The sequence below is a fragment of the Thiomonas islandica genome, assembly GCF_055383445.1.
The window spans coordinates 2468102-2480035 of the sequence record NZ_AP042391.1 but is presented as its reverse complement, the minus strand read 5'-3'; the positions used below and the strand labels follow the sequence as shown (position 1 = coordinate 2480035).

General features: G+C 65.5%; 4 protein-coding genes. 1 reads left to right on the top strand and 3 read right to left on the bottom strand.

From position 1 onward, the window contains the following. Positions 1-20 precede the first annotated feature (20 nt). Positions 21-1355, bottom strand: a complete 1335-nt coding sequence (locus ACZ47F_RS12090; RefSeq protein ID WP_464924944.1) for an aminotransferase class I/II-fold pyridoxal phosphate-dependent enzyme — start codon at positions 1353-1355, stop codon at positions 21-23. After that, positions 1352-9040 (bottom strand): SDR family NAD(P)-dependent oxidoreductase, encoded by a 7689-nt coding sequence (locus ACZ47F_RS12085; RefSeq protein WP_464924943.1) that lies wholly within the window; start codon positions 9038-9040, stop codon positions 1352-1354. The genes ACZ47F_RS12090 and ACZ47F_RS12085 overlap by 4 nt, the downstream gene beginning before the upstream one ends. Before the next feature lie 364 nt (positions 9041-9404). Here ACZ47F_RS12085 and ACZ47F_RS12080 point away from each other — a divergent pair, with 364 nt between their 5' ends. Continuing rightward, entirely contained in the window at positions 9405-10673 is a 1269-nt protein-coding gene (locus ACZ47F_RS12080; protein WP_464924942.1) for a glycosyltransferase, read from the top strand. A gap of 27 nt (positions 10674-10700) precedes the next feature. Here the strand turns inward: ACZ47F_RS12080 and ACZ47F_RS12075 are convergent, their stop codons facing one another. Beyond that, the gene (locus ACZ47F_RS12075; protein WP_464924941.1) at positions 10701-11879 is read right to left on the bottom strand and encodes a polysaccharide biosynthesis/export family protein; all 1179 of its coding nucleotides are present in this window, start codon (positions 11877-11879) and stop codon (positions 10701-10703) included. Positions 11880-11934: the final 55 nt, after the last annotated feature.

Genomic DNA, 11934 nt, shown 5'->3' with positions numbered 1-11934 from the left:
TCTGAGGTGTCAATGGGGTGTCAGAGAAGGGCGGCGAGGGCATCGACGGTGACCTGGAGTTGCTCGGGTTCATGCAGGCAGGACAGAAAAAACCGGATGCGCGCGGCCTTTTCTTCTACCGCCGGGTAGATGATGGGCTGGGCATTGATGCCGTGTTCGAGCAGCGCGTTGGACAGGCGCACTGCCTTGAGCGACGAGCCGATGATCGCTGGGGTAATGGCATGCCCTTCGGACAGGCCGGTATCGATGCCTTTTGCCCTGGCGCGGTGCAGAAATTCCTGCCCCACGGCTTGAAGCCGGGCCACGCGCTGGGGTTCTTCCTGCACGATGCGCAGGGCTTCCAGCGCTGCGGCGGCCAACGCCGGCGACAGCCCCACGCTGTAGACAAAGCCGGGTGCATTGAACTTGAGCAGCTCGACCAGCGGGGTACTGCCCGCGATGTAGCCGCCGCAGGAGGCAAGCGTCTTGGACAGTGTGCCCATCCAGATGTCCACATCACGCGGATCGATGCCCCAGTGCTCGGCACTGCCACGCCCTGTCGCGCCGAGCACGCCCAGCGCGTGGGCGTCGTCGACCATCAGAAAGGTCTTGTGCCGCGCCTTGAGTTCGACGAAACGCCGCAGATCGGGGCTGTCGCCGTCCATGCTGTAGAGGCCTTCCACCACGATCAGCACCCGCTCGAACTGGCCGCGCAACTGGCCGAGCAGCGCGTCGACCCACTGCCAGTCGTTGTGCGGAAAGCTGCGCCGGTGCGCGCCCGAGAGCCGGGCGCCTTCGAGCACACTGTTGTGAATCAACGCGTCGTGCAGGATGAGATCACGGGTGCCGAACAGGGTGGCAATGGTGCTCACATTCGTGGCATGTCCGCTGACAAAGGCGATGCAGTCGTCCACGCCGTAAAACGTGGCCAGGGCTTGCTCGAGCTGGCGCTGCACCGGGCGCTCGCCGGCGACGAGCCGACTGGCCGAGGGCGAGGTGCCATAACGATCGATGGCCCGCTGCGCCGCTTGGTTGACCCGGGGGTGGCCGTTGAGGCCGAGATAGTTGTAGCTGGAGAAATTGATGTACTGGCGCGCGCCGATGATGGTGGTGGCCCCGGCTACGGCCTCGTGGACACGGAAAAACGGGCTTTGCACGCCAAAACGCTCGGCAGCGCTCTGCGAGACTAGCAGCCGCTCATAGGCCGGATGACGCTCGAAGCGACAGAACTGCTCGGGCACCTGGGTGTCTTTGGCCGCCACGCGTGCCGGGGCCTCGCCTGCGCCGCTCTGACGGTTGCGAAAGCGGTCGAGCAGGCCGAGCCGGGCCGCCTTGCCCAGGCCGGGGATCGGTTTGTCTTCGGCAGAGTGGGTCATGCGATGAGCCGTGTGGTGCCTTGGGTTTTGTTGTGCAGATCGTCGACCAGCGCCTGCAGTTGCTGCGCGTCGAGATCTGTCTCGGCGTGCTGGGCTGCCATGCTACGCAAGAGTTGTGCCTGCGCAGAGGTCTCATCGGCGGTGGTTTCGCCAAACAGCCCGGCGTAGACCCGCTCGGCAATGCGTTCGACGGTTGGATTGTCATTGATGAGCATGGCAGGCAATGTGACACCAAAGCGTTTTTCGATCGCCAGCCCCAGCTCGACGGCCATCAGCGAATCCAGCCCAAGATCGTGCAGCGAACGTGCGCGCGGCACGGCGTCTGCCGACAGCCGCAGAATGGCGGCGACTTCGGCTGCCAGCAGATCTGCCACGGTCTGGCGGGCCTGCTCGGGCGGCAGTGGCGCCAGATGGGCGCGCAGATCGGTCTCGTTTTCCTGCGCTGGGCTGCTGCCTGCCATGCGCCAGAGCTGGGCAAAGCGCTGGCTGGCGGCGTCGGGCAGGCTGCGGCGGAGTGTGGCGGGGTTCATCGGCATCACGGCCAGCCCCTCGGCGCCAGTGGCAAGCAGGCGCTCGAGCGCCGCCAGGGCCTGTGCCGATGCCAACGGCGCTTCGCCTAGCCGGGATTCGAGCGCGCCGCGTGCCGCCGCGTTGGTCGTGAGCACCCCAACATCGCCAATCGGCCCCCAGGCAACCGCCAGCGTCGGCAGACCCTGGGCGCGCCTCCAGCGGGCAAAGGCCTCGAGCGCCGCATTGGCCGCGACATAGTTGGCCTGACCTGGATTGCCCAGCATCACGGTGGCGGAGGAATACAGCACAAAAAAATCCAGTGGGGCTTGGCGTGTCGCCACGTGCAGGTTGAGTGCGCCGCCGAGCTTGACGGCCAGAACTTGGGCGAAGCGGGCCGCGTCCAGATTGGGCAGCAGGGCGTCGTCGAGCACCATGGCCGCGTGAATCACCCCGCGCAGCGGCGGCGACTCAGCCAGGACTGGCTTGAGTGTCTGCTCGAGCGCGGCAGGGTCGGACACATCACAGGCAAGCACAGTGACCTGCACGCCCTGCGCACGCAGCGCACCAAGTGCGGGCTCGCAGTCTGGCGTCGCCAATCCGCGCCGGCCGAGGAGCAGCAGATGCCGGGCACCCCGCCGTGCCAGCCATTGCGCGGTGGCCAGGCCAAAGCCGGAAAGACCTCCGGTGACCAGATAGCTTGCATCACTCGACAGGCGCAGTCGCGGGGCCGTCTGCGCAGGCTGGATGTGCGCAGGGCGCTCGCGCAGGTCGATGACGAGTTTGCCGATATGCCGGCCCTGCTGCATGTGCCGCAGGGCGTCAACGACACGGTCTGCGGGGAAGGTGGTGTAGGGCAGGGGTGTGAGGCGCTCCTGCGCGAACTGCGCCATGACTTCGCCGAAGACCCGGGTCGAGAGCTCTGGCCGCAGCGCCATGAGCTGGTCGGCGTCGAAACCGAAATAGCTGATGTTGTTGCGGAAAGGGCGCAAGCCGATGGGGGTGTCCTCGTAAAAATCGCGCTTGCCGAGTTCCACGAAGCGACCAAAGGGACGCAGCACGCGCAGATTGCGCTCGATGGCTTGTCCGGCCAGCGAGTTGAGCACGACGTCCACGCCCTCGCCTTTGGTCAGGTCGAGCAGCGCCTGGTCAAAATCGGGGCGGCGGGAGTCGAGCACATGATCGGCGCCGAGTAGCTGCACGAAGCGTCGTTTGTCGGCATTGCCTGCCGAGGCATAAACCTCGGCACCGAGGAGTTTGCCCACCTGGATGGCTGCCAGGCCGACTCCGCCCGCAGCCGCATGAATCAGCACCCGCTCGCCCTGTTGCAGGCGGGCCAGGTGCACCAGCGCATACCAGACGGTGAAAAACACGGTGGGTACGGTGGCCGCCTGCTCGAAACTCCATGATGCGGGTTTTGCCGCCACGGCGCGCTCGGACACGCAGACATGACTGGCCAGGCTGGAGCCGGCGAACGCCAGCACCTCGTCACCCGGCTTGAACTGCGTGACCTCCGGCCCGCAGCGCACCACCCGCCCGGCGACTTCGAGGCCGAGCGCCGCACCGGCAAAGCCCTGCTCTAGCGCTTCATCACTGAGCAGTCCCATCGCGTACATCAGGTCGCGGAAGTTGAGCCCGGCTGCGACCGCCTCGATCTCGACTTCATCGCCTTGTGGCGCACGGCGGGACACGGGCTGCCAGTACAGGTTGCGCAGTTGTCCTGGCAAGGTGAAATCCAGCCGCCAGGCGTCGGGGGCATGCGCGGGCTGCGCCGACGGCAAGAGCGTGTCGAGCGCAACGGGTTCGACCCGCGGTGCCCACCGCGCCTGCGCGGTGAGCTTGAGTTCATCCTCGCCGTCATCGAACAGGACGGCGTGGGCCAGGCGGGCAGACAACAGATTCACCCCGGCAGGTTCTGGCCCGATCGGCACATCGAGCAGCCGGAGGGGCAAATGCGGGGCCTCATTGCGCAGCACGCGCACCATGCCCCAGAGCGCAGCAGCGGCAGGGTTGTGACCGCCCCGCTGCGTCGGGTCGGCCAGCGCGCCGCCATGGGTCACCAGCCAGATGCAGGGCGGTTGATCGAGTGCGGCGGCGAGCAGCAGCATCCGGCGCAGTGTGTCCAGATCGTGCACCCATCGGTCGGGCGGTGCATCGGCGGGGTGGACGCGGGTGAATACGATGGCCGCATCGCAGCCGGTCCAGAGGGTTGCAGCTTCGGGCTGCTGCGCTGGCGGGATTGCTTGCACGCCGTGTCCCCGCAGGGTCAGCGCGCTGGCGGTGGCGCCGGACAGTGTGTCCCAAACCGGATCGAGTACCACGAGTGCGTGTCGCCGGGGTGCTTGCGTGGACTCGGCAGTGTGCGACGGCGGCGCGGGTGCGCGGGCCAGTACGGCAAAGCTGCCCAGGCCGGCCGATCCGGCGACCGTATCGGTCATGCTCTGGACGTGTTGCCACCCGGTGGTTTGCAATGCTTCGGTCCAGGCCTGCGGGGTCATCAGGCTGGGGACGAGGTCGTCGTGGTGCGCATGCCACCAGGTTTGATCCAGACCATGGAGGAGGTTGCTGGGGCGGTCCGGCCAGCGTTCCGTGAATAAAAGAAGGGCATCGACAGCCATCAGCCGGGCCAGTTCTGCCAGCGCCATGACCGGGGCCGGGCTGCTGTGCAGGGTGTGATTCACCAGCACCAGATCGAACCGCGCAGGCATGCCGGGCACGGCGTCGATCACATAGCTGGCGGGGTCGATGCGGGTGATGAAGCATCGGCCGGCGTCTTCGTTGCGCGCCCGCAGCTGGGCCAGCGCCGCGTCGGATGTACGCGCGCGGACGATGTCGGTGCGGTCTGCGGGCAGCTCGGCAGCGAGTGCGTCGAGTGGACTGGGTTCGGTGGCCGAGATGTCCAGGATGCGCAGGCGGCGGTTGAGTGGCCACTGCGCGATCAGGGCGCGCAGGGCGTGCACGGCGGCCTGGTGCGCGGCGGCGTACCACGGCCGGTCTGGCGCAGGGGGAACCGGCTCTGCGGGAATCTCGCCCGGGGTTGCGCCCGGCTTGGCGAGATTGCGCAAATGGTCGCCGGCGCGCGCCATGCGCAGCAGTTCGGGCCAGGCTTGAGGGCACTCGATCAGTGCGGATTGCCAAATGGCCGCCGTGGGTGGAAGCTCGTGCGCGCACAGCATCCAGCAGTCAGCCTGACGCCGCAGCACGCCGTCGTCTTGCAACGCGGCAAGGCACCATCGCCACAACGGGTGACTCTCCCGCAATGCGGTCAAGGTGGCGCTGTCGATGGAGCCGTCCTCTGCCGCGAGGGACTGCAGCGCATCCCGCGCGAAGGCCGAGGGCAGAGCGTCCACCAGTGGGGCCAGTTCCTCTGCGTAGCGCCGATAGGGGGTCAGATCACCTGAGGAGAAGGTCTGCTCGACTGCTTCGACCAGCCGCGACACGGGCAAGATGGGCTGCGCAGGGATGGGATCGCCGTCCAGCGGGGCGAGCCGCGACTGAGTGCGCCATGCACGGGGCAGGGCGGGCTGCGTGGTGAGCGAAGCCGCCCGAAAGCGCACACCGTGCGCTTCGGCCAGCACGCATTCTTCCGCGTCGAGCAGTACAAAGTCCGCCAGTACCGAATGCGGACTTCGGCGTACCAGTCGCGCACGTAACTGCGTTGCCTGCTTGGCAACGTCTGCGTGATGCACGGTGGCGCGGTCTATCCCGATGGGCAGGAAGGCCATGGGGCGCGCTCCGCTGTCGAGCTCCGCTTCGAACCACGCAAAAGCGGACTGAAAGCACTGGTCGAGCACGGCGGGATGCAGTACGTATCCGGCTGCCGGTGCGGCGTCTTGCGTCCAACGAATCTGGGCTTGGAGCGTGTCGGGGGCGACTTGCAGGGACTGCAACCCACGGAATGCCGGGCCATAGTCCAGCCCGAGGGCGGAGGCGATGGCATACAGGCGTGCGCCGTCGAGGGTGGTCGTTGGCTCGGCGGGGGGCGCCAGCACAGCGGGTGCTGCACCGCTGGTGTCGAGCCGCAGTTGGCACCTTGCATGCAAGGCCCAGGCGTCCTGGCTGAGGCGCCTGCGGCTCTCGATACGCAACCGCCCGTCAACAGGGTTGAGGTGAACGCGCAGCGTCTGCGCATGCTCGCCGTCGAACACGACCGGGCTGAGGATTTCAAGGCGTTCCACCGTGGTGAGTGGGGTTTTCTCCGACCAGGCTTGCCCCGCTGCCAATGCCAGCTCCAGATAAGCGGCGCCGGGCAGGATCACAGCATGTCCGACCTGATGATCGGCCAGCCACGGCAGGCTGACCGGGTCGAGATGGTTCTCCCAGGCGGCCGGGTGTTCCTTGAGCCTGTAGCCAAGCAGGGGGTGCACGCGTTCTCGCTGGATCAGCGCGTAGCTCTCGGCTGTGTGCCCGGCCCAGTAGCGCTGGCGCTGCCAGGCATACGTAGGCAGTTGCATCTGCTTCCAGTAAGTGTCGGCGGGGAAATACGCCCGCGCGTCCACCGGCGCACCGAGCAGCGCCACTCGCAGCGCGGCCTGGTGCAGGATCGGGAAGTCGTCGGCGTCGCGGCGGGCCGTCGGCAGGGCCCGGCCTGCGTGTTTGCCCGCTTGCAGCACTTCGTCGATGTAGCGCTGCAAGATCGCGTGCGGGCCAATTTCGAGGAACAGGTTGAAACCATCGCTGGCCATGCGCTCAATCGTCGGGCCGAACTGCACCGGATCGCGCACGTTGTGCCACCAGTAATTCGCATCGAGCACCTCGGCGGGCAGGATGCTGGCCGAGACCGTGGAGTAAAACGGGATGGTCGGCGTTTGGTCCAGCCGCAGATCGGCCAGGTCACCGAGCAGACCGTGCTGGATCGGATCCATCAGCCGGCTGTGGAAGGCGTAGTCCAGGTCCAGCGCGCGGTAGAAGGTCTGCTGCGGGCGCAGCGCCTCGCGAAGCGCGTCGAGCGCTGCCTTGCTGCCGCTGACCGTGACGTTGCGTGGGCTGTTGATTGCCGCGACCTCGAGGACGTCATCGAGCTGCAGGCGGGTCAGCGTCTCGCGCATGGCGGTCTCGCCCAGGCCCACTGCGGCCATGCGCCCGGTTCCGCGGGTGAGGGCCTGCGCCTTGCTGCGCATGACGATCACCCGCGCGGCAGTGTCCAGATCGAGTGCGCCGCAGGCCCAAGCTGCAGCCACTTCCCCGACACTGTGGCCACATGCACCTTGCGCCTGGATACCAAGGCCGCGTAGCAACTCGGTGGTGGCAACCTGTATCGCGAACAGGGCAGGCTGGGCCAGCGCCGTGTTGTCCATGCTGGTGGCGTCTTCTGCAGCCAGAACTTGCAGCACGTCCGGGCCGCCGTGCCGACTGATCGCGGCCGCAGTCTCTAGCAGCATCTGCCGGAACTGGGCCGATGCGGCCTGGAGCTTGCGCCCCATACCGACCCACTGCGCGCCGTTGCCGCTGTAGACGAAGGCCAATTTGCCGGGCATCGGGAGAGTCTGCTCCTGTACCAAGGGGGCCGCAACACCATCCGCGGCGAAACGCTGCAGGGCGTCGAGCGCCTCGGGGGCGCGCAGATCGGGCACGGCCAGACGCCAGTCCAGCCAGTCCCGTCCCTCCCACGCGGCCTGGGCGATCAGGGTTCGCCGGGCGGGGGCGGTATCGGTCAGCAGGGCGTGATAGCGCGCGGCGAGCTCGCGCAGTGCTGTGACATCGCGCGCACTGAGCACCAGCGGCACGGGCAATCCAGGGTCGCCGCAGGATAGATGGTCGTGGGCGCCGGCTTGCTGCAACCGGTGCAGGCTTGCCGCACGGCAAGGTGTCTGGTACTCCTCGAGAATGACGTGCGCATTCACACCGCCAAAGCCAAACGAATTGACCCCGATGCGCAGGGGATGGGGGCGCTGCGGCAGCGGTGTGGGCTGGCGTGCGAGTTCGATGTTGAGCGCGGCAAAGTCGATCGCAGAGTTGAGCACCTGCGCATGCAGCGAGGGCGGCACGGTGCGGTGGCGCAGCACGAGCAGCGCCTTGAGCAGACCGGCCATGCCTGAGGCGGGCTCCATGTGCCCGAGGTTGCTCTTGACCGAGCCAATCGGCAACGGGTGCGACCGGCCCGGTGCATTGCCATAGACCTGGCCGATGGCCTGGGCCTCGATCGGGTCACCGATGCGCGTTCCGGTACCGTGCGCTTCGATGTAATCGATGGTGTCGGGTGCGATGGCGGCGCGTTCCAGCACCTGCCGCATGAGTTCCGCCTGTGCAGTCGGGCTGGGGATGGTCAAGCCGCTTTTGCGCGCACCGTCGGCGTTGATGCCGGTGCCGCGGACGACGGCCCAGATCGGGTCACCATCCTGCTCGGCCCGTCGCAATGGCTTGAGCACCAGCATGGCGGCGCCTTCTGCTCGCACATAGCCATCCCCTCCCTCGGCGAAAGCCCGGCAGCGACCTGTTCCGGACAGCATGGATGCCTTGGTGAAGCCAACGAACGGGTACGGATGCAGAAGCAGGTTGACACCACCGACCAGGGCCATCGAGGTCTGCCCGGTGCCTAGCGCCATGCAAGCCTGGTGGAGTGCCACCAGAGAGGATGAGCAGGCAGTGTCGATCGCCATGCTGGGGCCGTGCAGGTCGTAGGTGTACGACAGGCGGTTCGCCGCAATGCTCAGGGTGTTGCCCGTCATCGAGTGCGCGCCCATGCCCGCCAGGTCGTCGAGCATGCGCATGCCGTAATCGAGACCGGAAATGCCAATGAATACTCCGCAGTCACTGCCTGCGAGCGACGAAGGCTTGATCTGCGCGCTTTCCAGTGCTTCCCAACTCAGCTCGAGCAAAAGGCGCTGTTGCGGATCGAGCAGTTCCGCTTCGCGTGGAGAGATCCCGAAGAACCCGGCATCGAAGCCGTCGATCTGTGACAGCACACCGGCAGAAAACGTGATGCTGCGCCCGGGTTCCTTGCGCTTGGGATGCTGAAGCGCCCGCGTCGCCCAGCGTGAAGCGTCGATTTCTGTGACGAGGTCTTTTCCTGATATCAGGGCACCCCAGAGTGCGCCAAGGTCGGTCAGGTCGCCGGGCAAACGTAACGAGACTCCGATGATTGCGACATGTTGTTCGTTCTTGCTGCTGAGTTCTTGTTGTAGTGCAAGCTGCATAAAGTCCTGGCCTAGGTAAATTTCTTTCGTGTCGAATTTCACCGCCATATTATCCCCCCATCCCGATGGTCAGATGCGCACGCCGAAGCGACTCAGGGGCGGTCTCATCCCCGCGCCTGAGCGCAGTGACTCTCTGGCGCTCAGGTTGGGGAGGATGTCAAATCGATTTGTCACAACAGGTGCGCGTTGCTTGCCAGCAAATAGTGTGCCAATAGGTACCATTTGGTCTCGCACGCGGTACCTGGTACCTGTCTGTACCTTTACGTGAGGATCGCATCGCAGGTCACGGTAACGAGGACGAGATACACGCATCGTTTGGCGCGCCGCGCATGCGGTGCAGCCGTTTGGTGTCGGCCGCCGCCACACATTTTCCAGTCAGTCTCCATCCCTCTCCTTTTCTTTGCGCATGGCCAAAATCTTGCTGGTAGGCAAAGGCGGTTTCGGCGACATGATCCCGCTGTTTGCCTTGGCCAAGGCCTTGCAGAACCGGGGCCACGCGGTTGAGCTCGCCGTGGATCAGAGCAGTCAAGCGGCCTGTGCCACCATGGGCCTGTCATGTCAAAGCTTCAGCGACCATCCGTTGTCAGCTGCGGGAGCAGCTCGGCCCGCCGCAGAGCCGCCCACCGTGATTGCGCGCCTTCGAGGCACTCTGGCGCCAGCGCGATTCGAAGCCGAGCTAGAGTTCCTCCTGCCTCTGGTGCGTCAGGCTGAACTGGTGATCGGCAATCAGCTGGCTTATGCCGCCGCGCTTGCCTGCCGCATGGTCGGCATTCCCTGGGTGTTTTCGGCAGCCTCTCCGCTGGCCATTCCGTCGCGGCACGACGCGCCTTTCTGGCCGTACCTCTACCCATGGCAACGGCGCGCAGCCCTCCTGGGACTGCCGCAGAGCGTGTTTTTGCCGCTGGCGCGATGGGCGACTCGAGGGGTGATGCAACCGCAGGCGCGGCTGTACCGCAAACTGGGGATTGCGTTGCCAGGGCATCCGCGGTTCGAGTGCATGTACTCGAACGCGCTCAATCTGCTCATGGTGTCGCCTGCGCTTGCCCCAGCGCAGGAAGACTGGCCTTGCCACACCCTCGCCACCGGATTTGCCTGGCTCGATCCGCCATTCCTCGGGGGCGATGACCAGGAGCAGGCTATCGTTGCTTTTGCGCAGGCCGGGGCGGCACCCATCGTGTTTGCGCCAGGGGGCAGCACCCGGGTCGACCCGGGTGCGTTTTTCGAGCAAAGCATCGCGGCTGTGCTTGCCATGGGCCGCCGCGCCATTCTCGTGGCGGCAAAAAAATTTCACGCGCAAATTGCGCGCCACCCCGACATTCTGGTCACAGGGTACTTTCCCTATGCCAAGCTGTTTCGGCACGCGGCGCTGGTTGTGCATTCCGCAGGCATTGGCGCGCTGGGATGGGCGGCACGCTACGGCGTGCCCTCTTTGCTAGTGCCGTCCGAGTGGGATCAGTTTGACAACGCGCGGCGTGCGCAGCGCAGTGGCTTGGGGCGTGTGCTGGACATCGGCGATTACACCGCGCCCCGCATCGCCAGCGCGGTGCGGGCGCTCGAGGAAGATCAAGCGATCGCAGATGGACTCCAGCGCGCAGCAGGCATGCTGGCGCAGGAGGACGGCGCGCGCGTGGCTTGCGATGCGGTGCAAGCCCTGTTGGCGACCTCGACGAACTGAGCGGCTCGGCCGGTTATCCGCGGCGGATCACTTGATTACCCCAAAGGCCTGGAGTGTCTGGAAGGGGTAGACGATCGAGCCCACGACATTGAGCACCTTTTGCAAATCGGCGGCCGGGGCATCGGAAACGTAGATCAAATCTTTGTTCTCGACCGGGAAAGACTGCGCGACGAAGAAGGTTGCCGGATCGCGCAGATCGAACTGGAAAATGGTTGGCACCTTGCCGTCGACCAAGGTCGTCGGTTTTTGCGGCCAGGGCAGTGCGTCGGGCGGCACCATGCGGAACAGGAAAACCCCGGCCGGGTTCGATCGGTTGTCATCAAGGCCGCCGATGCGCGCAAGTGCCTGCGCCAGGTTGATGCCATTGGCCTCGAAATCCACCTCACCATTACGCCCGATCGCGCCCAGGGCGGTGAAACTCAGCGGCTGGTATAGCGCAGTGACCACATCCCCAGCCTGCAAAGCAATGTTGTCCTTCGGGTTGCGCAAAATCGCCTCCAGCGGCAGGGTCATGTTGCGGCCACCGCGCGAAATTTGGATCGTGGTTTTTTCGACTGGCTTGGTGACCCCGCCCGCCAGCGCGATGGCGCGCAGCAATCGCACGCCACCCGGCATCATCGGCACTTCCATGCTGTGCTGCACATTGCCGACAACGGTGATGTTCTGCGTATTGTTGCGCGCCAGACGTACGATGACCTGTGGATGATTGGCTTTGCCGCGCAGGCGATTGGTGATCTCGGCTTCGATCTCTGACAGGGTCTTGCCGCTGACGTCGATCTTGCCGGCAAAGGGCACGACGACCGTCCCGGAGTTGCCAACGATTTGCTCGGGCAAGGTTACGGTGCCGGTACCGCTGCTGCTCAGACCAGAGCCACTGAGCGCCTGCGGCGTGAACAGCATGGCCGGGGGTGCTTCCCAGATGTAGACCTGGAGCACATCGCCAGGGCCTACGTGATAGTCGGTGAGCTTTTGCTCGGCAAAAAAGCTGGAAAACGCCCGCGACTGATTCTCCTTTTGCAGCGCGGTTGCAACCGCATAGTTGACATTGACCAGTTCAATACCACGCAGCGATGCGATTTGTGGCGCCTGTTCGACCGACCCAGTGCGTGGACCTGCACCCGGGACGAAGCCCGCGCACCCTCCCAACAAGGTCAAGCTAGACGCGGTCAGCGATAAAACGAGAAAGCGCAGTGTTTTCAGTGACATGGGTAATTGCAATTCGGAAAATTTTTTGACATCCTCCTTAGCCTAAAGGCTGGAG